Origin of the sequence: Lonsdalea quercina subsp. quercina (assembly GCF_000688695.1) — a bacterium.
GTDB lineage: Bacteria > Pseudomonadota > Gammaproteobacteria > Enterobacterales > Enterobacteriaceae > Lonsdalea > Lonsdalea quercina_D.
This window is the reverse complement of sequence record NZ_JIBQ01000009.1, coordinates 17,260-38,812: the sequence shown is the minus strand read 5'-3', so window position 1 is coordinate 38,812 and position 21,553 is coordinate 17,260. Positions and strand designations below refer to the sequence as shown.

Below are 21,553 nucleotides of genomic sequence, written 5' to 3'. Positions count from 1 at the left end.
CAAAGAAACCTAACGACTGCCCGGCTGGATGCCGGGACTGGGGTCGGGACTCTCTACAAGCGTAGACGAAAAGTTACGGCATGACAGTGCGGCCGGTACGGCGGTCAAGGCAGCGGGATGTGTTAGGTTCCCAATAGGCGTTGACGTTGGCGCTGGTCGTGCATCGTTCCCGGCCGTCAATCGCATTTGCCGTCTTATCAAACTCTTTCTCGACTCGCTGATTCACTTTCTTACGCAGTCGCTGGGTTTCGTTCCACTGTTCCTGACTCTGGCGGGCCGCTTCTTTGGATAACGCGCTGTTGCCGTTATCTACAATAATATGATCCGTCTGCGCGTGAGCGGGGTGCCAACTCGCCGCGGCTAACAACAGTGACAGCGGAATGACAAAACGCAGTGCTGATTGGTATGACTTCGTGTTCATATTTCACCCTGAATTCGGTATGTGCCAACGCGATTCTCGCTGTGATGCCAAAACAATAACGTCGTCTATGACAACGAAACTATAACCGACCCGCCATTCACGTCAATTGCGCGTGGTCGGGCTGCGCCAATACCCATGCAAACTATACTGTTACTTGTACTTGTCGACAGCGACGTACGCTGCCGTTTCTTAGGTTTCAGGAGGGTTGATGAGCAATAAAGGAATATTCCCTTACGCAGGGTCGTCTTTCGTGATCACGTTCAGTCCGCAGCTCGTGATTAAAAATACCTATTCTGAGGCGGGAGACGAGGTGACCGCCGAGTTTATGACCGGCGATATGGCGGGAACGGTTATGACCATCCCGTTCCAATGGGAGTCATTGCCGGATGATTACTATCTGATTTCCTGGCAGGAGGACGATAAGTCGACGGTAGTGCATTGCGATAATTTTGTGAAAAAAACCTCTCGTGCGTTTTACACGATGATGGATGGCAGCTTCTACGTGATGAAGGGGGAGATATGTTAAAACGCTGTACGGGTCACCGACGTCTTCTTTTTCCCTTGCTACTAGTCGCGGGCCTGAGTCAGGCGCAGGCGTCGGATATCCGCAATACGATCCCTTATTGGAGCGTCTGGGTCGATAAAGCGGGCATTTCTCATCAGGCGAAGTGTCTGCTGGATACGTTGAAGCTCGAACAGTTCAGCGCTAAAGGCGATCCCGAATGGGTGTCTCAGCAGGATCTGCCCACGTCGCGTTATGTCTTCAACATTATGCCGGTTGGCTGGGTTGGTCCCTGGCACAAGAACCCGTCGCCGCAGTGGATTATCCCGCTATCGGGGCGTTGGTTTGTTGAGACGATGGATGGCAAACGGGTAGAAATGGGGCCGGGAGAAATGTCCTTTGGCTATGACAAAAATGCCGGGATGTTTGGCAAAAAAGTCGGCCATATCTCGGGGGCGGTGGGTAAAGAACCAGCCAAGGTGATGGTGGTTCAGGTGACTTCGGCGCTGGAAAATCCTAAGGATGAGCGATGTCCGGCGGGCGGGGTCAGCCAGTAAGCGAGCGGCGCTCAACGCCCTGATGACGGAAAAGCATCGCGTCGTTCATGTCAAAACGCAGTGAAGTGTAAAAGGGAAGGGATCGTGTGATCGCCTTCCCGTTTTTATTTCACTAGCGATGTTCATTACAACGTCGGTTATTCGTCGCGATAAACCTTCAGCCCTGCATAGGTCTGGCTGACCGGCATCATTTCCATCGTATTAATATTGACGTGCTCAGGCAGCGTCGCCACCCAGAATACCGCTTCGGCGACGTCTTCCGGCTGCAGCGGGTTGGTTTTATCGTAGGTCTGCTGAACCTTGTCTTCGTTGCCTTTGAAGCGGATGCCGGAGAATTCCGTGCCGCCCACCAGCCCCGGTTCCAGATTGGTGACGCGAACCCGGCTACCGTAAAGGTCTGCGCGCAGCCCCAAACTGAACTGGCGTACGAACGCTTTGGTCGCGCCGTAGACGTTGCCGCCGGCATAAGGCCAGTTACCGGCGGTAGAGCCGATGTTGATGATGTGACCGGCGTTCTTGTTCACCATTTCCGGCAACAGGGCGCGAGTCACAAACACCAGGCCTTTGTTGTTGGTATCGATCATCGTTTCCCAGTCGTTGACGTAGGCCTGCTGCGCAGGCTCCAGCCCCAGCGCCAGCCCGGCGTTATTCACCAACACGTCGATCTTGCGCCACGCGGCAGGCAAGGATGTGATGGCCTGATCGATGGACCGTTGGTGGCGCACGTCCAGACGGAGCGTATGCAGCGAGTCGCCAAACTCCTCTTTCAATACATCCAGACGCTCTTGGCGGCGACCGCAGGCGATAACCCGGTGGCCTTCCTTGATGAAACGTCGGGTTATTGCTTCACCGAATCCAGCGGTGGCTCCAGTAATAAAAATAATCATGTCAGTTCCTCTTTACTGCGCGATGGTCATGGTCATTCCAATCATGGTCGATAGGGGGGATATTTCAACTCAGGGCTTCAATCCAAGGGCAAAGACGGGCGAATTCGGATTTTTCGGTGTTCATGTCGTCAGACGCCGCGGGCAGGGGGCTAAGTAGTGACGATAGGGTTGCTCCTCTTTTCCCAATCAGAAAGCATTAAATCTTGTGTTGTCCTGAGCAACGATATTTTTTGCTCGGATAAATCGGTAAAAATAACAATGTATTATTTTTTGCGGCACTCAATATCGGGAGAGATATGAAAAACAACGGCAACCATTTACAAACGGTCGAAAAGCAGTTTGGGGAGCAGGCACAGGCCTACTTAAACAGCGCCGTGCACGCACAGGGCGCAGACCTGCTGGCATTGGCGCAGCGGTTACAGGGCCACTCCACCGCGCACGTGCTCGATCTGGGGTGTGGGGCTGGACACGTGAGTTTCACCGTCGCGCCCAGCGTGGCCCATTTGGTGGCTTACGATCTCTCTCCCAGGATGTTGGACACCGTTTCATCAGCTGCCAAAGAAAAAGGGCTAGGCAATATTTCAACCCAACAGGGCGTAGCGGAATCCTTGCCGTTTGAGGATGCCAGCATGGATGTGGTCATCAGCCGCTATTCCGCGCATCACTGGCAGGATGTCGGCCAGGCGCTGCGTGAGGTGAAGCGAGTATTGAAACCGGGCGGCGAAGCCATTTTTATCGATGTTGTGTCCCCCGGACATCCGGTTCTTGATGTGTATTTGCAGACGGTGGAAATCTTGCGGGACACCTCGCACGTTCGCGACTATACACCGGGCGAATGGCTGACCTTTTTCACGGAAGCCGGGCTGAAAGTCGCGTCGGTAACGTGTTCCCGGTTCCACCTCGAGTTTTCCTCCTGGATCACGCGGATGCGGACGCCGGAGCATTTCGTGACGGCGATTCGTGAGCTGCAACGTCACTCCTCTGCGGAAGTGAAGCGTCATTTCGCTATTGAGGACGACGGATCTTTCTCCAGTGATACTGCCACGCTGATCGTGACGCGATAAACGCAACGTCACCATCGCCTGGCAAAATACGTCCCGCTCCCGCGTCTTTGTACACTGCGGCGTCAGACCGGGACTTGTTCCCCCTTAACCCCCGGCGCTATTCCTGCCGATGGAGGACTTTATCGTGTCAACGCCCGCTTCGTTGTCTATCGGATTACTGCTTTTCCCCGGACTGACCCAGCTTGACCTGACGGGGCCGCATGAAGTGTTTGCGCGCGCGCCGGGCGCCAAAGTGCATCTTATTTGGAAAAATCGCGAGCCGGTAACGGCGGACAGCGGCCTACAGCTGCTTCCCTCTACCTCCTTCGCGGAGTGTCCCTGGCTGGACATCCTCTGCGTCCCCGGCGGACCGGGCCAGATAGCCTTGATGGAGGATGAGGAGACGCTGGCATTTTTACGGCGGAAGGCGCAGGAAGTGGCGTGGGTGACGTCGGTCTGCACCGGTTCGTTGATTTTGGGCGCGGCGGGATTGTTGCGGGGCTATCGGGCGACAACGCATTGGGGATCGCTCGACCAACTCGCGTTGCTGGGCGCGATACCGGTGGCGGAGCGGGTGGTACGAGATCGCAACCGGATCAGCGGAGCCGGTGTGACGTCGGGAATAGATTTCGCGCTGACGGTGGTGGCGGAGCTTTACGGCGTTTCAGCGGCTCAGCGTATACAGCTTCAGTTGGAGTACGATCCGAAACCGCCGTTTGTCAGTGGTTCTCCCGACGCCGCGCCGTCTGAACGGGTCGCGGACATCCGTCGAAGCCAGGCCCCGTTGGTTGCGCGGCGGAGAGCCGCGACGGAGAAGGCGGCGGCCAAACTGTCCGACCAGCCGCCAGATCCCTAAACCTGACGTTTCACTCTTCGGACGAAATCTCCTGACGGTCGGCTTCCACCGCCTCGTACAGGCGTTCCAATATATCCGGAAAGGCGGACTGCACGCGGTTCCAGCTGGGGACGAACGGCTTGTCTCCCGGGCTTTCGCTAAAGACCTGGCCCGACTGCGTGATGACATCGGCAAACAGCTCAACCGCGGACTCTTCCGTATGACGGTCAAAATGCAAACCGTTCATGCGGGCGTCATGCTCGAACGAATCGATCATATCCAGCGCGGTACGATAGTACGTTGCGCGCAGCACGCGGAAAGAGTCGGTGGTGATATTCACCCCCTGAATCGCCAGTTTACGGTAGAGCGCTTTAGTGATGTCCATCGCCATACGTTGTAGCCCGGCGTTCGGATCGTTTTCCGACATCGGCTGATGTTTATGGTCGTAGTTGTCCGCGATATCCACCTGGCAGATTCGGCTGGTCGCCGTGCCGCGATGAATTTCTGACAGAACGCCAATTTCCAGCCCCCAGTCGCTCGGGATCCTCAGGTTGCGCAAGACGTGGCTGCGCATCGCGAACTCGCCGGACAGCGGGTAACGGAAGCTGCGCATATATTCCAGAAAATCCGAGTTGCCATACACGTTTTGCAGCGATTTGAGCAGGGGAAACACTAACAGGCGGCCAACGCGGCCATTCAGCTTTCCTTCGGCCACGCGGGCGTAATAGCCCTTGCAGAAGTCGTAGTGGAAGTGAGGGTTGGCGATGGGATAGAGCAAGCGTGCCAGCATACTGCGGTCATACGTGACAATGTCACAATCATGCAGCGCGATACAGGACGAGCGACGGGATGCGAGAATGTAGCCCACGCAGAACCAGACGTTACGGCCTTTGCCCGGTTCCATCGGCGCCAATCCCTTTTCCGCGAGTTCCTGACTCAACTTGGTCAGGCGCGGTCCGTCGTTCCATAAGATCCGGTGGCGCTGAGGAAGGCGCGAGAAGAATGAATGAGCGAACTGATACTGATCGCGATCGGCTCTGTCCAGCCCGATAACGATTTCTCCCAGATAGGGCACTTGCGCCAACATCTCTACAATGTTGCTGAGGGCCGGGCCCTCAAGCTCTGAAAAAAGCGAGGGCAGAATCAGGCCCATGCTGTTTTGGCCTGAAAACACCTGAAGATCGTATTCCAACTCTTCTACGCTGCGCTGGGTCAGGTTGTGAAAGTTGGTGATAATGCCATCCTGATAAAAATCGCTCATGCCTTCACTCTCCCTTAATAATTAACCGTTTAATGAGTCAGTTATGATTTGACTGAGGTAGTGGCTGAGGCCTTCGCTCCAGCCCCGTGGTCCGGGGAACTCTGTGCGGTAGACTTCGCCAAGATATTCAAGTGACAATGTCACTTTATCGCTAACGGCACCCTTGATGATGACGGCGTGCTGCGTGGCCTCCAACAGAGTTCGATCATTCGGTCCATCGCCGAGTCCCAGTGTGGTGATAGCGGATCCCGCCCGTCGTTGATACTGCTTCGTCAGCCACTCCACCGCATGGCCTTTGCTGACGGCTTCGCCCATCACATGGTAGAAGCGGCCGCCCTGAGTTAACGCGAGCTGATAGGGCTTGAGACAAGCGGCAAAGCGTTCCAGTTCAACGTCATTGCCCAACCATATCAACGGTTCTGAACCTTCCCGGCGCCGTGCAAGTGCCGCATCGCCTATTGCCAGCCCTGTTATATCGGCCACCTCGGCGTCCGTCATCTCTGAAACCCCCCTGAAATCAAACGCGTGTTCCAGCCGCAAACGGTTCAATGTGCGACAGATATTCGGGTAGTCAGTGCTAAAGATTTTGTGAGGGAAATCAGGATGATTCTCCCAGGACGCGGGAAGCGTCACCAAAGCGCCGTTTTCGGCGATGAACGGGGTGTCGCTGAGCCCCAAAGAATGCTGCAGCGGCGCCACTTCGGCGGCCGTTTTACTGGTGGTGATAATCACCGGCACCTGTGCGGCCCGCAGGCGTGCCAACCACGGCAATGCGGGGTCCCAGCGATAAGTGTCATGGTCCAGCAGCGAACCATCCAGATCGGTAAAAATTACCCATTCAGCTGCACATTCAGGCATTTGACCTCCGTTAATGATGATGGGGGGACATAACAGGGTAGCTTTGGCAGGTATAGGGACGCAGCGTTGACAGTAGGAAAAGAGTCTTAAAATCAGAACGATGAGTTCGGCCGCTGCATTTTACGCTTCACTAAGCGTATGCACGTATTTCCATTTGTGCAACTTGATGAGCCGCAGCCGAGTCTCCCTGCCGGTAAGCAGGGAGAGGTGGGGGCAGACTTAGATGCCCAGCGCGGCGCGGGCGACGCGACCCGCCGCCAGATCCCACGCGCCCGTACCCACCGTTTTGTACACGATAGGCCGTCTTGTCGTCGGTGCATCACGCAAGGCGCTAATCAAAGAGCGGACGGAGGCCCAATCCACGCCAGCTTGAAGCAAATCGCCGGCTTCTTGTTTTGCGCCCTCGGGATCGTCAACGTAGATGTCGCTTCCCGCCAGCGTACGGGGACCGATTTCCGCCATATTCGGCTTGAAGGCGCCGACGCCGATGACCAAGACCTCCGGGCGCGCATCCGCATGGTAAAACGCGGAGGTGCTCGTCGTGAGGGTAATGACGACGTTGGCGCTCTCCGGGAGTGCATCGGCTTCGCAGGGGGCAAGCGAGGGATGAAGAGACGCGTGGTGTTCGCAGAAGGCTTCAGCGCGTCCGGGACGGGACCCCCGGACCCACACCTTGCAGTTTGGGTACAGTTCGGCAATGGCTTGCAGATGGTAAACCGCCTGTGTGCCGGTGCCGATGAGCAGAACCTCCTCAGGGGCCGTCTGCATGAAGGTACGAATCCCAAGCATGGATACGGCGGCGGTGCGACGCCCGGTGACTTCCGGCCCGTCGAGCACGAAGAGTGGAACGCCAGTTTGTGCGTCGAATACCGTGACTAACCCGTGGATGGTGGGGATGTGACGGCTTTTGTTATCCGGGACGACGTTCACCAGTTTGTGGATAGCCACATCATGGCTGACGGCCGGCATGCTGAGCATGACCGCGCTTTCCGACATGGGAACCACCAGTCGCTCAGGGCTGAGAATCCCGCCTGTCGCATACTCTTCCGCGGCGTGGGCAATCGCATCAACCAGCGCAGAAAAGCTAAGCAATTTGGCGGTATCTTCACGGTTATAGGTAACGTAAGACTGGCTTTTCATTAAGACTCCCTGAATTTGAGTTGAAATAGCGGCCCAGGGCGTCAGGAGACGACGTCGTCGGCCTTCATTGATGCTAAAAAATCGACCATTCGAGCCGTTCTGACAGCCGCTCCAGCGCGGCAATGCCCGCGAGCGAGTTTCCCGACGCATCCAGCTCCGGTGACCATACCGCAATACTCATTTCTCCCGGCACGATGGCAATAATTCCCCCGCCAACGCCTGACTTGGCGGGCATCCCCACGCGCCAGGCAAATTCCCCGGCGCCGTCGTACATGCCGCTGGTAATCAGTAATGCATTCACTTGACGCGTCTGACGCGAAGATAACAACGCGGGCGTATTGCCCTGTGAACGCCCATGACTGGCGAGAAAAAGGAAGCAGCGCGCGAGTTCTGCACAGCTCATCGACAGTGAGCAGTAATGAAAGTAGGTTTGCAGTACCTTGGGCACGTCGTTATCGAAGTTGCCGAAAGATTTCATCAGCCAGGCGATCGCGGCATTGCGAGCGGAATGTTCGAATTCAGACTGCGCCACCGTGCGGTCGTAGTCGATGTCGGGCTGGTCGGTCAGCGAACGCACCAGTTCCAGCATCCGATGACGCGGTGCGGCGAGTCGGGTTTCCAGCATGTCGCAGACGACAAGCGCGCCGGGATTAATAAAAGGATTGCGGGGCTTGCCGTGTTCGAGTTCTAGCTGCACCAGTGAGTTAAAGGGTTGTCCCGACGGATCTTTGCCGACGCGGCGCCAGATCTCGCTGTCCTGATAACGCGTCAGCGCCAGAGACAAGGAGAGTACCTTGGATATCGACTGGATAGAGAAACGCGTGTCGGCATCGCCCGCCTGATAGTATGAGCCATCAACGCCGCAAACCGCGATCCCCAGATGGTCTGGCGCGACGCCGGCAAGGGCAGGGATGTAATCCGCAACGTGGCCTTGCCCAATCAACGGGCGGACGTCTTCCAGTATTTCTTCCAGTAAACCGTTGCTGAGTGCGGCCAATGCGAATCTCCGGCGTATAACACGCTTCAAAATGAGTTTGAGAACAAGATGATGCCTATTTTTTCACAGACTTCAGGTCAGACGCAAAACTGGAGAGCATGAAGGGTGAACGATCGACCACAAGGATGCGTTGAGAGGGAGCAATAAAAATAGCCGGGCAGGGAGTCTGCCTGGCCATCATCAAAGGGTGAGTGTCGTGTAGGGTCAAACAACCATCAAGTTCGCCGACACTTGGCGCGCATTACGGCAATTGAACGTTGCCGACCACCATATAGGCCTGAGACGTGCTTTCCGGCATTTGCGGCAATACATCTTCTAACTGACGCCCCTTGATATCGGTGAATTTGATTTTCGTGACCTTGTTTCCCAAATTCTCCAGAATGAAGTGGTTATAGCTCATTTTGGGCGCGGTCACCCAATTGTTATCCTTCATATATTGCATGGCGATAATAGGATATTTGGCGTTGCGCACCTGTACGGCAGCCCAATAAGGATTTGAACCTTCCTTAATACGGTAGATGACATTTCCTGATACCGGAGCTTCAACCAGTTGCCATTCGATATTGATAATGCCGTCCTGCAGGTCGCCTATTTTTTGAAAGGCGTTGAAAGATAAATCCAGCGCACAATCGCCGCCTTCGGGGTAAATGTCGGTCACATACACGGTCGTGCTGCCCTTAGGACCGGTCACTTTGAGATAAGCCCCCGCCATAGCGGCGTTGATGCCGTTATAGTTCAGCTGGTTGCTATTTAATGCCGTGATTTCCATGTCGCTGGATATCGGATCCAATAGCAAAGCGCCGCCGGAATATCCGGAGCCGGTTGCCGTTGCAGAGCCCCGACATACATCGTTGATACCCCAGGATGCGTGCGCATTATTAAATGCCATTGACGAAAGAGATATTAATAAGGAAATTAATAGAGGTGTTTTATTTTTCATGTTCACGTCCGATATGAAGTTATTGAGAAAATAATGGAAACCCAAAGTGAAATATTGAGGAAAATCATTTAGTGATCGAAATCACATTTAAATTACCGCCTCTTATTTATATCCTTCTTTGGGGCGCTACTTTTATAAAACAGAGAGAAAGCTTAATCAAGGTTATTTATCTTAATGTGAATGGCTAAAATACCCCCCCTCCACTGATAAGGAGGAGCATTATTTTGGTGTTATTGAGAACGATATTATTGAGCATTGAATAACTCAATAATCATTTAACGGTGACCACGAAGATGGGTGTTTGCAGACCACTGATAAGTTGCGGAGGTATCAGGTTTAAATTTGTTTTTCTTCTTTTCTGCGCGGGCTTGTTTGGCGACAATTTCCCTTTCTCGCATCAGCTTATCGATGAATTCGTCCTTAAGGTGGTTGTTTTCTGAGTTGGTCAGCGGCCGGCCGTGCTTCTTTCTTTCCTGGTCGAGCAAGGTTTTGAGTTGACGTTGCTCGCTTTCGGTCATGTCTTTCTGCGTTAATCTGGGCATAACTCTCATTCCGCGTTGGGATTGGATAGTCATTATAGGGGAAAAGAACGCGACATTCAGAAAAATCGACACTCTATTTCGTATCGTATCTATTTCTACGGATTATTTTTCATCATAGGAAAATATCATATTGCAATTATTGAGGCGGCTAACAACAACCACTGGTAAAGAAGGGTTTTTATCGTTGTGAAAGAAAAACATCAATTTCTCCGTCTAAGTGCCGATATTGACTCAGGAAATATTCAACGTCCAGAACCAAGCCGAAATATATAATATTGTGAGAAAATAATATGAGTCATGAACTTAATGAATGGGTGCCCGTTGAGGGAGTTGCGGCCGGAAAAGAAAAAGTCGCGTTGCGTGGTGGGCAAAATCTACGATTGACTCCGCTCTTCATCCTTGTCTTCTCCGTCGTTTTAGTTTTGTTCGCCGTGGCAATTGGCACGGCGTCTTACTTTTTGTGGCAGGGCAAGTTGTCTCTGGATGATTCCAACCGGGAACTGAATGTGCGCATGGAGCTGGTTGACAGCGCAAACCATATGCGTGCGGCGCGAATGAACCTGATGCATGCCGCTAACAGCAGAAATAATGGACAGATGGATCGTTACAATGCCAGCATGAGTGCGGCGGAGATGCGTCTTTCGCTGTCTCAGCAAATGTTCAATGGCTATATCAAACGTGGCAATCGCGCTGAATCCGAGCTCTCCCGCGATCGCGAACTTGAAAGCCGATACAATGACTACATCAACATCGGCATCACTCCGATGTTTAATCTGGCTAAAACAGGAACGGCTCAGGAAATCAATAATTTTGAGTCTGATGTCGTTGATGCTTTAGACGCAAAATATGATGTGCCTCTGAAAGCCTCTTATCTGTACCGTGTGGAGAGAGAAAAGGCGATCAACGACAATGCCCAAAGCAATTCACGGCTGAGCTATATTCTGATGGGCGCCTCGTTCATACTGACGCTTGTGCTCGTCTTTATGACCTTTATCATTATTCGCCGCGTCATTATCAATCCTACCCGATATTGGGTTTCCCGTGTTCAGGCCATTGCACATGGGGACTTAACACAACCTAATATCCCGACGGGTGAAAATGAAATTGGTGTTCTGGGCAACAATATCCAGCAGATGCAGCAATCGCTTTACGACACCGTATTTTCCGTGCGTGACAGCGCCGCATCCATTTACAGCAGCTCCAGCAAGATCGCCGTCGGGAACACTGATTTGTCTGCACGCACCGAGCAGCAGGCCGCCGCTCTGGCTGAAACGGCCGCAAGCATGGAACAGCTGACGGCGACAGTTAAGCAAAACACCGACAATGCGCACCATGCCCGAACGGTCGTCGGCAATACCTCGAAAAAGGCGACGGAAGGGGGCGAAATTGTAGGGCGGGTTGTTGAGTCGATGGTAAATATCACCCGTAGCTCGGACAAAATTTCCGAGATCATCGCGCTGATCAACAGCATTGCGTTCCAAACCAACATCCTGGCGCTGAACGCCGCGGTTGAAGCCGCCCGTGCGGGAGAGCAGGGTAAAGGTTTTGCGGTTGTGGCCGCGGAGGTACGTAGTTTGGCTCAGCGGAGCGCCAACGCCGCGACGGACATCACCCGATTAATCAAAGATTCTGAGACCGGTGTGAAAGAAGGTGCGGATCTGGCGAACAGAGCCGGTAATGCGATGAAGGAAATTGTCACTGAGATCAATAACGTGACCAGTATTATGAACGAAATCGCACTGGCTTCCGATGAGCAAAGCAGTGGTATCAATCAGGTTTCTCTGGCCGTTTCCGAGATGGATCACGTCACTCAGCAAAACGCCGCGTTGGTGCAGGATGCCTCCGCATCGGCCACGTCGCTGGAAGAGCAGGCTGAGCGTCTAAATCAGGGAGTCGCGAAGTTCACGTTGAACCAATTTATGACTAAGTAGTGGTGTTTATTTCAAGCCAGCGATTTACCCGTCGCTGGCTTATTTTTATCCCCGAAGAGTAAGGAGAATAGATAAGGTGAATAGCTTATTACCGTTAGGTTGCATAACCATATAATAATTTTCATCTTTTAAGCTGCTTTATTTGGAAGAATTTATGGATATCACGGTTGGTAACTCCTTTTTAACGGCAAGTATCAGTAGCGATAGAATAAATGAGATGCTCATGGATCATACCCAACCACATTTGACGCTATGGGAGAGAATAAAAGATTTCTTTTGTACTACAGGGCAAAGAGAGGCTTTAGCCTGTTTGTTTAAATTGTGTCATCCTTCGCCAGAAATGACGAGTGGTGAAGTGGAGAGTATTTTCTTTAGATTAAAAGAACTCGCCTCCCCAGGATACAAGGAAAGATTTTGCCATAATCATATTGATAGCTCATCGACAGGTAAGCTGCATATCAAAGATGAAAATGGAAAAGATTTTATGTGTATCGATATGAGTGGTGAGTTATGTAATTACACTATACTGGGTAAGACATTTATATACGATGGCAAAATCATGCCTGGCGTTCCACGAGAGTATGAAACGAATGTGGAGGGATTATCCATAACATATCGAAAAATGGAACCGCAGCCACTTACTGATAGTGTTATCTGGATGATGGGTGGTTTGTTTTGTGTATCGTATGAAAATAATAGCTTTAAACTAAATTTCAATACAGTTTACGAAGATGTTAGTAATCAGATCGCATCAGCACAGAAAGGTGAGAAATTTGAACTGTGGAAAGAGCAAGAAAAAGAAACCTATATTTCAGCCTTTATTAATAAAGAAATAGATAATCAGGTTGGTCACAGGAAAGCTCTTTTTTCAACTAAAAATAAAGACATCATTTTTAATCGTATAAAGGAAGATCTAAGTGGTTATAAATTTCAATTAAATAGTGTAGGTGCACAAAGTTCAATCAAATACTGCGTGTTAACATTAATCCGTAACGACGAATCGTTTTACGATTTTATCACAAAAACCTCCGTTGATAGAAATGTCAAAGAAATTATCACCACCGATCTCGTTAACGCATTATCGAATGAAATATTTGAGGATATTTTCAGAGACGAAATGAATCTTCCTGATGATTGGCAGCACATTATACGTTCATCAGTTCGTGATTCAATAAGAAGCTATTTGGAGGCCAACCCAGTCGACTAAATATGTTTTTATACATCCGCATGCGATAGGCGTTCTCTACCGTAAATCGTCTATAAGACAGACGCGTTTTCTGAAAGGAGAAATATGTATGATCGGTTCAATATCGTCAGTAAATGTATTTGATAATTTATCAAAAGAATGGGGCAGTGCATCATTCAGTAACGAAGAGCTGAAAAGTATCGTTATAAATTTAGAAAACGACATAGCGGATGGAACTTGGCTTCGAAAGAATTATGCATACACGGATATACAAGTGATGCCTGCATTGATAACTCAGGCAAAAACAAAATATCCGGGAATTAATCTTAACTTTGTCACGTCCCCCCAGGATCTCCCTGTGGAAATCAAAAACGCCATTGAACAAGGCATCGAATCTTCCAGGTTCATTGTTAACATGGGGGAAGGTGGGATACATTTTTGTGTCATCGATCACAAACACATAAATGGAAAAACGTCCTTAATATTGTTTGAACCTACTAGCTTTAATGGTATGGGGCCAGCGATACTGGCACTCAGAACCAAAATGGCCATTGAACGCGATCCATTACCTGATTGTCATTTCTCTATGGTGGAAATGGATATTCAGAGAAGCTCATCTGAATGCGGCGTTTTTAGTTTGGCATTGGCAAAAAAGCTTCACATTGAGAAAGACAAACTACAGAAATTACATACAGATAATATCAACGGCACGTTGTGTGATAGTCGCAGGCATTTACCTCACGACAAGCTGGATGCGTATCTCCCCGTGACTTTTTACAAGCATACTCAGGGCGAAAGACGCCTTAATGAATATTTGAATATGAATCCACAGGAAATGAGCACTGTCGTTAACAAAAAAAATGAAACCATTCTTCATCGGTTTAATAACAATCTGGCTGTGACAGACGGGAAGGAATTATCAATCTCGGCACACAAGAAAAGAATCACTGAATACAAAGCACTGCTCAAACCATAAGGAGCGTATCGAGCATGGCGCGGCGTCATGCCGAACATCTCCATAGTTTGGTTAAGACGCCCATTATGATCTAGGCAAGTGGTGTTGGACTCGGCGCATTGAGACGACCAATGTGACGCAACGAGAAAGCCCATTCCCGCCTATACTTATCTTGGTTCGCATAATGTATATTATGTTAAATTGGATTAATGGGCATAGACATTGCGACAGCTTCCCGGTCTTTCCCCATACAGCTACCCCGCTGCGCTATCCCACGCAGCGAAATATCAATACACCACACAAGAATGTGCAGTGAGTTTGGAGGTTTGGTTTAACTGATTCAGTGGCGTTTCCTTTGCCCCTTGTGAATCAGCCACACGGTTTAGTTGTTACCGCCCTTCAGCTCCGCAGGAATATCCTGGCTCGATAGATCTGACAGCTGACCGAACAGCGGATCCCACCGTTGTATGTCTAAATCTACAATCAGGTTCTCGCGTGTGAACGGATCGGCATGAATCATCGCTTTCACTTCATCCAGCGTCGTAGCGCGGAAAATGAGAAACCCGGCCCTGAGCGGCGTTTCTTTTAGCGGACCCGACGCTATCAGTCGGCCGGCTTCGATCAGTTCCTGAAGATATCGGACATGTTCCGCGACATGCGTGTTCCATCCTGTTCCGTTCGGATGGTCCATTCTGACGACATAAATACCCATGATGACTCTCCTGCTGTTTTATTCAACGACAGAGAAAGTGTAATGCCTCATGTTAATGGCTAAAATCAGCATCTGATGGGTTCACTCACAACGGGTAGTTGTTAATGCCAGATACAATCACCAGCATGCGAGTATTTACCTCCGCCGTCAGATTGGGTTCATTTGCTGCTGCCGCGGAGAAAATGGATATGTCACCGCAAATGGTGGCTCGTCACGTCGCCTCTCTGGAGTCTAGGCTCAATGCGCGTTTACTGAACCGTACGACGAGAAAACAAAGCCTCACCGCTGTCGGTCGGGACTATTACACGCGCTGTTTGCGTATTCTCACCGATATTGATGATGCAGAACGTTGTGCGAGCCATCACAGCGAAGTGTTGTCTGGCACATTACGCATAAATGCGCCAGTCACGTTCGGACGCTCTGCGCTGATGCCTTTCTTGACGGGATTTCTGGAACGTTATTCTGACGTAAAAGCTGAAGTAGTCCTTTCGGATGAATGGTCCGATCCGGATGCGGACGGTTTTGATGTCGTTATTCGCATCGGTGAGCCGGATAAGAATCTGCGTCAGGTCGCTGTGCCCTTGCCCGCCTATCGGCTGATTGTCTGTGCCGCGCCGGACTATCTGCAGCGTACGGGCACGCCGACACGACCGGAAGAATTGTCTCAGCATGAATGTCTGGGATTTTCCCCCTGGCGTGCGGGATTAACGAATCGCTGGGTTTTCATGAAAGGTCGTGAACAGATCGCCGTTGAGGTCGCCAGCCGCTTGACGGTGAATGACTGGAGTGCCCTGTTTAGCGCCGCGCTTAGTGGGGCTGGCATTTTATTAGGATACGATAAGGCACTGGCAAACGCGTTGATGCGCGGGGAGATGGTTCAGTTACTGTCTGATTATGAATTTCCGGGCAGACCCTTGCATGCTTTGTTCAGTCCGGCGCAGCGTCACGAAGCTAAAACTCGGGTCTTTATTGACGAGCTCAAGGACTACCTAGCGGCACGATAGGGGTAATGGAGTGTGGCCATATCGGGAGGATGACGACTCACCGGGTTCACTGCCTCCGGGATGCATCCCGGAGGCAACGGCGATAAGCGATCAGTTAAGTTTGTACTGCAGCGTGATCTCGGCGTTCAGAACTTGTGAGACCGGGCAGCCGGCTTTGGCTTTTTTGATGATTTTGTCAAAGGCAGCTTCTTCAATGCCTGGCACCTTGACCGCACTTTCCAGCTCAATTTTGGTGATGGCGAATCCGCCGTTTGCTTTGTCCAGCGATACCACAGCCTTGGTATCAATACTGTCCGGTGTAAAACCTTCTTCGCCCAGCATCAGCGACAGCGCCATTGAAAAACAGGCAGCATGCGCGGCACCGATCAGCTCTTCCGGGTTAGTACCTGGTTTACCTTCAAAACGGGTGTTGAAACCATACGGCTGTTGATTCAACGCACCGCTTTCCGTCGATACCGTACCTTTACCCTGCTTGATATCGCCTTCCCAGTGGGCTTGCCCTTTCTTATGAATGGTCATGCTTTCTCTCCTGTTGATGAGACTGAACAGTAAGTATAGGAAGTCATACCGATCTTGCCTGATTTCGCGGAACGTCAATGGCGTATTGTTGTGATGGGCTCGCCCGAATCGCCCCTGACGCCTTGATGATTCTGGCTTACACTGATTACTCAACGAACGATTTCGGTTCCATCATTTTATTCTCACCGCTAAGGCAAACGTATGAGCCAACTTTTCACCCCATCAAAATTGGGAGCGTTGACACTCGATAATCGCATCATCATCGCCCCAATGTGCCAATACTCCGCCGAACAAGGGTTCCCCAGCGAGTGGCACACCATGCACTTGGGTAATCTGGCACAATCCGGCGCCGGGTTGTTGATTCTGGAAGCGACCGCGGTTCAGCCCGAAGGCCGCATCAGCCCTAAAGATTTGGGGATCTGGAACGATGAACAGGCCGCCGAACTGGCGAAACAGGTAGAAAATATTCGACGTTATTCACCTATCAAGCTCGGTATTCAGCTTGCCCATGCGGGGCGCAAGGCCTCTACCGCGGAACCCTGGAAAGGGGGCGCGGATGTCGCCATCTCCGATGGCGGCTGGCAGACGGTGGCGCCTTCCGCGCTGGCCTATGGGGACAGCCGCCAGCCGGAGGCGCTGACGATGGAGCAAATCCACCTGCTGCGGGCAGATTTTGTTGCTGCCGCCGAACGGGCTGAAAAGGCGGGATTCGATCTGATTGAACTGCATGCCGCCCACGGTTACCTGTTGCATCAGTTTCTCTCCCCCCTATCCAACCACCGCAGCGACGCCTATGGCGGTTCGTTGGAAAATCGTATGCGGTTGGTGTTGGAGGTCTTCGCGGACGTCCGGGAAGCGGTCTCTATCGCTGTGGGCGTGAGGATTTCCGCCACCGATTGGGTTGACGGCGGCTGGAACGTTGAAGACTCGGTCAGCTTGTCAAAACAGCTGGAAGCGTTAGGCTGCGATTATATCCATGTCTCCAGCGGGGGGCTGGCTCCCGAGCAGGACATCCCCGTAGGCCCTAACTACCAGGTGCCGTTGGCATCCAGGATCCACGAATCGGTCAGCATCGCGACAATTGCCGTGGGTTTGATCACCGAAGCGGAACAGGCCGAAGCCATTATTGCAACCGGGCAGGCGGATTTCATCGCCCTCGCCCGCGCCGTACTGTTCGATCCCCGCTGGCCGTGGCATGCCGCCGCTAAGCTGGGCGATACGATACCGGTTTCGCCGCAATATTTGCGCTGTGAGCCGCATTATCTGCGGGGTTTATTTGGGTAAGCGATGGCAGTGACCGGGGCAACGTCTTCGGTCACTGCCTGTACGCCTGTGAGACAGCGGGTTGTCAATCAGACTCAACAAATATCACATCATGCATGTTTGCCCCTGGATATCGTCCACCCACGGCAATGCGTCAGGCGCCAACTGATTTACGGGACTGGTAACCCATAAGGATGCGGGTGGTTTCAAACATGAAATCAACCGTGGTCAGATCACCAATATGAATAAAAGATAAATATTTTTAATAAAGCCCCACATAGATATGTGGGGCTATCTTCAGCAGAAAATTTCAACTATTTCTCAATGCTGGATCTCAATCTGTGTCCAGCCTTTGCGATACATGCAGTCTTTCACCAGGATGTCTCGCTTACTCTCATTTTCATCACTCGTTGAGTAGCTTGTACTAATAGTTTTATGTTTTTCATCTTTAGATGTGTACTTGCCCGAGATTTGATTGTCAGGTGGCAAATCCCTGAGCGCCTGCGCTTTACATTGCGTTTCAGCAATAACCTCCTGCTGCTTGTCGGTGCCGGGCTTAACCCACTGATACTGAACACAACCCGTCAAGCTTATTAGGATTAACGTCATAACAACGGTCTTTTTCATGATACCCAATCAAAAGTAAAATAAAGTTAACTCTAACTATACTGCGATCGAGTTCCTATAAACAGAATATCAACACGTTTAGCGTTGGGGGATAGCACCGCGGGTTATGGCACAAAAGCCACTATTTTGAGAGCATACGGGCAGGCAGCTGTAGGCCCCGCAGGCCTCATTAGCTATGACTGCGGATAAACCTGGAACGCCAAGGTTTGAGCACCCCTATCGCCAACGCTGCGGTGACAAAATCCAGCGTAATCGCGCAGCCGAAGACGACGTGCCATCCCTGCGTGTATTGATACAGCAATGCCGCCAGCGGCCCTCCCAGAATGGAGCCTACGCCCTGCGACATATACAACCAGCCATAGTTAGCGGTGGCGTTTTGCGTGCCGAATGTATCGGTCAGCGTTGAAGGAAATAGCGAGAATATCTCCCCCCAGCCAAAGAACACGACGCCCGACAGCAGCACGAACAGCAATGCGTTGTCCCGTGACATCAGCCAGAGCGTCATGGCGCACCCTTCCAGCGCAAAGGCGATGAACATCGTCTTTTCACGCCCGAAGCGGTCGGAGATGAAACCAAACAAGGGGCGGGTCAATCCGTTAGTCAATCGGTCAATAGTCAGCGCCAGCGGCAGCGCCGCCATCCCAAACACGACCGCGCTGGTAATGCCGAAGTCATGCGCAAAGATCGCCATTTGCGAAGTGACCATCAGGCCGGACGTCGACATCATCGCCATCATCAGAAACATCAGCCAGAACAACGGCTGCCTCAGCATCTCTTTGGACGTAAACTGCCGACGGCTTTGCTCCAGCTTGCTGGGCGGCTGCGATGCGGTGTCCTCTTCAACCGGCACTTTCAATCCCTGGCTGGCCAGCAGGCCCACCACGGCGAAAATGCCCCCGAAGACCAGCAGCGTCCACTCCAGCCCCTGTTGACCCAGACTCATTGAAATCGGGAACGTGGTAAGAATTGCGCCCATGCCATAGCCTGCGGCCACCATGCCCGCGGCGAATCCGCGATGACGCGGGAACCAGCGTACCATTAACCCTACGACGCCGACGTACACAATCCCTGTTCCCAGACCGCCAAGGCAACCGTAGACCAAATACAGCATCGCCAGATTCTGGACCTGTGCGGAGAGCACCCAACTCAGTCCTGACAACAGCGTCCCCAACGAGATCAGCAGGCGTGGACCGAAACGGTCAATTAACCTGCCCTGAAACGGCGAGAAGAAAGTTTGCAGGATAATCAGCAGAGAAAACGTCACTTGCAGTTCAGGCAGGCTGACGCCGATTTTCTCTGTTAACGGTTTGGTCATTAAGGTCCAGACGTATTGCGGACTGGATATCGAGGCCATACAGATCAATCCCAACACCATTTGAATCCACTTGGTGCGGGCAGAGACCCGAATCGGCATGCTAAGCGCTGTCATTATTCATTTCCCCTGATTATCAATGTCATCGCGCATCCTCAGAATGCGTTGCAAAAACGGCGATACTGCGACGGGAAGCCGGTCTTTTTGTCACGACGACACGTGCTGACCCGGTGGGGAAGAAGCACTATCTATGCCATCTGTCGGCAGCGCGGGAAGCGGAGACAGGTGGATTAACGGGTAACGTGTTGACTGAATGCGCGACGGAGCTGCGGGAGACGTCGGAGATATCCGCTTATCGGAGGGAAACGGCCAGGGGACAGTTGTGTCTTCCAAACTGGGAAAACCGCAGTAAAAAAGGTTTCATCGTGCAAATCCGGTGCGGTCGCGCACTCTTTTTGTCCATTCGCTTCCTCTCACATCGGCGGGACTGGGCTTTGTCGAGGTGCAGGGGATCGCTGTTCAGCATTTCATTACCTTGCGTTACGGGCTACCCTTGGTATGGGCAAAATTAACGCTGATAAGGCAAGCATTTACTCCTTTTGCCGTTTCTTTTGGCGTTTGAATTGCTTGCAAAAAGGTAGAATTTACGCTGGCGCAGACATATACCGAGCTTTTTCTGCCGTGAAACATCTACTACACAAGGTCTCTTTGGCGTGGCAAAACTATTTTTACGCAGTGGCAATCTGGACGACTTTCTGGCGTTAGGAGAGAACGGACAGCCCGTTTACGCTTCGGCGCTGCAACTCAGGGAAACACTGCGTCTTCGTAAGCAGCAGCCGATCGCTGACTGTCTGGCAATACCTCAGTCCAATGAAAAAGGCGATCGCATCGACTGGNATGCGCCCGTCGCAGGCAAAATGACGTCCTGGATGTCGGCGAGCGACGAACAGCGAGAGCATGCGCTCGAGTTGCTGGAACAGTACCAGCAAACTATTGCCGGGATTAGCGAGAAGGCGCAGGCCTCCGATAAGCCCGCGCTGAAACTGTTTGGCGTTCTTCTGGCGAAAGCCATTCAGTTCCCCGGCCCGAATCATGTCTATCTGGTGGATGATAAGCCGGTCATTACCTTCTGGGGCTTCGTCAATCTCGGTAAAAAATTCCGCGCCGACGCGCTCGAATGCTTGCGCCCCGTGGCGCCGCCCGAACCGCCTGTTATCGAGGAAATCCCTGAACCCGAGCCGGAACCGGTTGAAGTCCCTGAACCCGAGTCTCAAGAGCCGGAACCGGCGTCTGAACCAGAGGAAACCCCCGTCGAAGCTGCTCCGGTGTTCGTCATGCCGGACGAACCGAAACCCGTCGCGCGTTCTGTCTGGATGCGTGCGTGGTGGCTGATCCCCTGCGCCGGTTTGCTGGTCACTTTAGGTATGCAGATCCGCAGTTGCGTTTCGTCGCCTCCTTCAGCGAAAGCGCCCTCTAAGGTCGTCGTTACGCCTGAGAAACGCGTGCTGGATGCAACGACTGCGCCGGTTGAATCTCCGCTTCTGAGCTTTGCGGGGCTGCCGTTGGGCGATGCCACCTTAATGCCGCCCGTCGCTCCGCCTGCGGTGACGAATGAAGAAAAAGCGCCGGAAACCGCACCCGCCAGCGACGCTGCGCACGTAACGCCAGCGCCTAAAGGCGTGCTGGTCATGCCGCCGGAGTCCATCCGCGTTGGTTCCGTCCGCTTCCTGAACGGTAACTGGCAGGCGACCGCCATCGTGAAAAACCCGCTGACCGGCAAACCGCCGGTGCTGAAGTATCAGATCCAGAACGGTAAAGGCCGCGTGAGATTCACCTACGGCGATAAAGTCACCTGTCGCGCGGACGTCGAAGCCGGGCTGCATCAGTCGGGCAACCTGGTGATCAACAGCCGTTATCGTGCGCGCTGCAGCGACGGCTCGCGTTACAGCATGCCGGAAGTCGTCTGTAACCGGGTGGACAACGCTGAGGCGGCAGACTGTAAAGGCCGTTTTGACGCCGATACGATATTACCGATGACGATTAAGCGTGAGAGTAAATAAT

Annotated in this window: 22 protein-coding genes; 10 read left to right on the top strand and 12 right to left on the bottom strand. The window is 52.3% G+C overall.

Annotated elements, in window-relative coordinates; translation table 11 throughout:
* Positions 1–73 precede the first annotated feature (73 nt).
* Positions 74–421, bottom strand: coding sequence for a DUF1283 family protein (locus tag SB13_RS09495; RefSeq protein ID WP_036151630.1), 348 nt, complete (start codon positions 419–421; stop codon positions 74–76).
* Between the two features lie 208 nt (positions 422–629).
* Here SB13_RS09495 and SB13_RS09490 point away from each other — a divergent pair, with 208 nt between their 5' ends.
* A complete protein-coding gene (locus tag SB13_RS09490) occupies positions 630–947 on the top strand; it encodes a MoaF-related domain-containing protein (RefSeq protein ID WP_026740125.1) in 318 nt (105 codons plus the stop codon).
* Positions 941–1,480, top strand: coding sequence for a cupin domain-containing protein (locus SB13_RS09485; protein WP_200872290.1), 540 nt, complete (start codon positions 941–943; stop codon positions 1,478–1,480). Before SB13_RS09490 ends, SB13_RS09485 begins: the two co-directional genes overlap by 7 nt.
* Positions 1,481–1,617: 137 nt before the next feature.
* Here the strand turns inward: SB13_RS09485 and ydfG are convergent, their stop codons facing one another.
* Positions 1,618–2,367: a bifunctional NADP-dependent 3-hydroxy acid dehydrogenase/3-hydroxypropionate dehydrogenase YdfG gene (gene ydfG, locus SB13_RS09480; protein ID WP_026740123.1), complete on the bottom strand. Its 750-nt coding sequence runs from the start codon at positions 2,365–2,367 to the stop codon at positions 1,618–1,620.
* Between the two features lie 296 nt (positions 2,368–2,663).
* On the opposite strand from ydfG, the gene SB13_RS09475 reads away from it, so the two are divergent.
* A complete protein-coding gene (locus SB13_RS09475; protein WP_026740122.1) occupies positions 2,664–3,431 on the top strand; it encodes a class I SAM-dependent methyltransferase in 768 nt (255 codons plus the stop codon).
* A gap of 109 nt (positions 3,432–3,540) precedes the next feature.
* On the top strand, positions 3,541–4,266 hold the full coding sequence (locus SB13_RS09470) for a DJ-1/PfpI family protein (RefSeq protein ID WP_036150270.1): 726 nt from the start codon (positions 3,541–3,543) through the stop codon (positions 4,264–4,266).
* 10 nt (positions 4,267–4,276) lie between these two features.
* Here SB13_RS09470 and SB13_RS09465 read toward each other — a convergent pair whose 3' ends face one another.
* The 6 genes from SB13_RS09465 to SB13_RS09440 form a co-directional block, all read right to left on the bottom strand.
* A complete protein-coding gene (locus SB13_RS09465; protein WP_026740120.1) occupies positions 4,277–5,506 on the bottom strand; it encodes a glycosyltransferase family protein in 1,230 nt (409 codons plus the stop codon).
* A 21-nt stretch (positions 5,507–5,527) separates the two neighbouring features.
* Complete coding sequence (locus SB13_RS09460) at positions 5,528–6,364, bottom strand: mannosyl-3-phosphoglycerate phosphatase-related protein (RefSeq protein ID WP_026740119.1); 837 nt, start codon at positions 6,362–6,364, stop codon at positions 5,528–5,530.
* A gap of 219 nt (positions 6,365–6,583) precedes the next feature.
* A complete protein-coding gene (lhpI, locus tag SB13_RS09455; protein ID WP_026740118.1) occupies positions 6,584–7,504 on the bottom strand; it encodes a bifunctional Delta(1)-pyrroline-2-carboxylate/Delta(1)-piperideine-2-carboxylate reductase in 921 nt (306 codons plus the stop codon).
* A gap of 73 nt (positions 7,505–7,577) precedes the next feature.
* Entirely contained in the window at positions 7,578–8,501 is a 924-nt protein-coding gene (gene glsB, locus SB13_RS09450; RefSeq protein ID WP_026740117.1) for a glutaminase B, read from the bottom strand.
* 241 nt (positions 8,502–8,742) lie between these two features.
* On the bottom strand, positions 8,743–9,441 hold the full coding sequence (locus SB13_RS09445) for an expansin EXLX1 family cellulose-binding protein (protein ID WP_026740116.1): 699 nt from the start codon (positions 9,439–9,441) through the stop codon (positions 8,743–8,745).
* 275 nt (positions 9,442–9,716) lie between these two features.
* The gene (locus tag SB13_RS09440) at positions 9,717–9,983 is read right to left on the bottom strand and encodes a YjbD family protein (protein WP_026740115.1); all 267 of its coding nucleotides are present in this window, start codon (positions 9,981–9,983) and stop codon (positions 9,717–9,719) included.
* A gap of 290 nt (positions 9,984–10,273) precedes the next feature.
* Here SB13_RS09440 and SB13_RS09435 point away from each other — a divergent pair, with 290 nt between their 5' ends.
* From SB13_RS09435 to SB13_RS09425, 3 genes are all read left to right on the top strand, one after another.
* Positions 10,274–11,914 carry a methyl-accepting chemotaxis protein gene (locus tag SB13_RS09435; RefSeq protein WP_036150268.1) on the top strand — a complete coding sequence of 547 codons (1,641 nt, stop codon included), beginning with the start codon at positions 10,274–10,276 and terminating at the stop codon, positions 11,912–11,914.
* A 154-nt stretch (positions 11,915–12,068) separates the two neighbouring features.
* Positions 12,069–13,121, top strand: a complete 1,053-nt coding sequence (locus SB13_RS09430; protein ID WP_026740113.1) for a type III secrection system effector, WxxxE family — start codon at positions 12,069–12,071, stop codon at positions 13,119–13,121.
* A gap of 88 nt (positions 13,122–13,209) precedes the next feature.
* Positions 13,210–14,076 carry a YopJ/AvrA family T3SS effector serine/threonine acetyltransferase gene (locus tag SB13_RS09425; RefSeq protein ID WP_036150266.1) on the top strand — a complete coding sequence of 289 codons (867 nt, stop codon included), beginning with the start codon at positions 13,210–13,212 and terminating at the stop codon, positions 14,074–14,076.
* Positions 14,077–14,437: 361 nt separating this feature from the next.
* Here SB13_RS09425 and SB13_RS09420 read toward each other — a convergent pair whose 3' ends face one another.
* Positions 14,438–14,767, bottom strand: coding sequence for a YciI family protein (locus tag SB13_RS09420; RefSeq protein WP_026740111.1), 330 nt, complete (start codon positions 14,765–14,767; stop codon positions 14,438–14,440).
* 104 nt (positions 14,768–14,871) lie between these two features.
* Here SB13_RS09420 and SB13_RS09415 point away from each other — a divergent pair, with 104 nt between their 5' ends.
* A complete protein-coding gene (locus SB13_RS09415) occupies positions 14,872–15,771 on the top strand; it encodes a LysR family transcriptional regulator (protein ID WP_026740110.1) in 900 nt (299 codons plus the stop codon).
* A 90-nt stretch (positions 15,772–15,861) separates the two neighbouring features.
* Here SB13_RS09415 and SB13_RS09410 read toward each other — a convergent pair whose 3' ends face one another.
* Positions 15,862–16,290, bottom strand: a complete 429-nt coding sequence (locus tag SB13_RS09410) for an OsmC family protein (RefSeq protein WP_026740109.1) — start codon at positions 16,288–16,290, stop codon at positions 15,862–15,864.
* 201 nt (positions 16,291–16,491) lie between these two features.
* Between SB13_RS09410 and SB13_RS09405 the strand changes: the two genes are divergently transcribed.
* Positions 16,492–17,574, top strand: a complete 1,083-nt coding sequence (locus SB13_RS09405; protein WP_026740108.1) for an NADH:flavin oxidoreductase/NADH oxidase — start codon at positions 16,492–16,494, stop codon at positions 17,572–17,574.
* A 300-nt stretch (positions 17,575–17,874) separates the two neighbouring features.
* Here SB13_RS09405 and SB13_RS09400 read toward each other — a convergent pair whose 3' ends face one another.
* Together SB13_RS09400 and oxlT are read right to left on the bottom strand one after the other, a co-directional pair.
* Positions 17,875–18,180, bottom strand: coding sequence for a hypothetical protein (locus SB13_RS09400; RefSeq protein ID WP_026740107.1), 306 nt, complete (start codon positions 18,178–18,180; stop codon positions 17,875–17,877).
* Between the two features lie 169 nt (positions 18,181–18,349).
* A complete protein-coding gene (oxlT, locus tag SB13_RS09395; protein WP_026740106.1) occupies positions 18,350–19,609 on the bottom strand; it encodes an oxalate/formate MFS antiporter in 1,260 nt (419 codons plus the stop codon).
* A gap of 596 nt (positions 19,610–20,205) precedes the next feature.
* Between oxlT and SB13_RS09390 the strand changes: the two genes are divergently transcribed.
* Positions 20,206–21,552 carry an SrfA family protein gene (locus tag SB13_RS09390; RefSeq protein ID WP_026740105.1) on the top strand — a complete coding sequence of 449 codons (1,347 nt, stop codon included), beginning with the start codon at positions 20,206–20,208 and terminating at the stop codon, positions 21,550–21,552.
* The last annotated feature ends 1 nt before the right edge of the window (position 21,553 follow it).

Excerpts from the sequence above, each read along its gene's own strand:
- SB13_RS09435 (WP_036150268.1), top strand. The coding sequence starts at position 10,274 with ATGAGTCATGAACTTAATGAATGGGTGCCCGTTGAGGGAGTTGCGGCC.
- SB13_RS09440 (WP_026740115.1), bottom strand. The coding sequence starts at position 9,983 with ATGCCCAGATTAACGCAGAAAGACATGACCGAAAGCGAGCAACGTCAA.
- SB13_RS09490 (WP_026740125.1), top strand. The coding sequence starts at position 630 with ATGAGCAATAAAGGAATATTCCCTTACGCAGGGTCGTCTTTCGTGATC.
- SB13_RS09410 (WP_026740109.1), bottom strand. The coding sequence starts at position 16,290 with ATGACCATTCATAAGAAAGGGCAAGCCCACTGGGAAGGCGATATCAAG.
- SB13_RS09445 (WP_026740116.1), bottom strand. The coding sequence starts at position 9,441 with ATGAAAAATAAAACACCTCTATTAATTTCCTTATTAATATCTCTTTCG.
- SB13_RS09425 (WP_036150266.1), top strand. The coding sequence starts at position 13,210 with ATGATCGGTTCAATATCGTCAGTAAATGTATTTGATAATTTATCAAAA.
- lhpI (WP_026740118.1), bottom strand. The coding sequence starts at position 7,504 with ATGAAAAGCCAGTCTTACGTTACCTATAACCGTGAAGATACCGCCAAA.
- SB13_RS09470 (WP_036150270.1), top strand. The coding sequence starts at position 3,541 with ATGGAGGACTTTATCGTGTCAACGCCCGCTTCGTTGTCTATCGGATTA.
- ydfG (WP_026740123.1), bottom strand. The coding sequence starts at position 2,367 with ATGATTATTTTTATTACTGGAGCCACCGCTGGATTCGGTGAAGCAATA.
- SB13_RS09465 (WP_026740120.1), bottom strand. The coding sequence starts at position 5,506 with ATGAGCGATTTTTATCAGGATGGCATTATCACCAACTTTCACAACCTG.
- SB13_RS09415 (WP_026740110.1), top strand. The coding sequence starts at position 14,872 with ATGCCAGATACAATCACCAGCATGCGAGTATTTACCTCCGCCGTCAGA.
- SB13_RS09460 (WP_026740119.1), bottom strand. The coding sequence starts at position 6,364 with ATGCCTGAATGTGCAGCTGAATGGGTAATTTTTACCGATCTGGATGGT.
- SB13_RS09420 (WP_026740111.1), bottom strand. The coding sequence starts at position 14,767 with ATGGGTATTTATGTCGTCAGAATGGACCATCCGAACGGAACAGGATGG.
- SB13_RS09495 (WP_036151630.1), bottom strand. The coding sequence starts at position 421 with ATGAACACGAAGTCATACCAATCAGCACTGCGTTTTGTCATTCCGCTG.
- SB13_RS09485 (WP_200872290.1), top strand. The coding sequence starts at position 941 with ATGTTAAAACGCTGTACGGGTCACCGACGTCTTCTTTTTCCCTTGCTA.
- SB13_RS09405 (WP_026740108.1), top strand. The coding sequence starts at position 16,492 with ATGAGCCAACTTTTCACCCCATCAAAATTGGGAGCGTTGACACTCGAT.
- oxlT (WP_026740106.1), bottom strand. The coding sequence starts at position 19,609 with ATGACAGCGCTTAGCATGCCGATTCGGGTCTCTGCCCGCACCAAGTGG.
- SB13_RS09430 (WP_026740113.1), top strand. The coding sequence starts at position 12,069 with ATGGATATCACGGTTGGTAACTCCTTTTTAACGGCAAGTATCAGTAGC.
- SB13_RS09475 (WP_026740122.1), top strand. The coding sequence starts at position 2,664 with ATGAAAAACAACGGCAACCATTTACAAACGGTCGAAAAGCAGTTTGGG.
- SB13_RS09400 (WP_026740107.1), bottom strand. The coding sequence starts at position 18,180 with ATGAAAAAGACCGTTGTTATGACGTTAATCCTAATAAGCTTGACGGGT.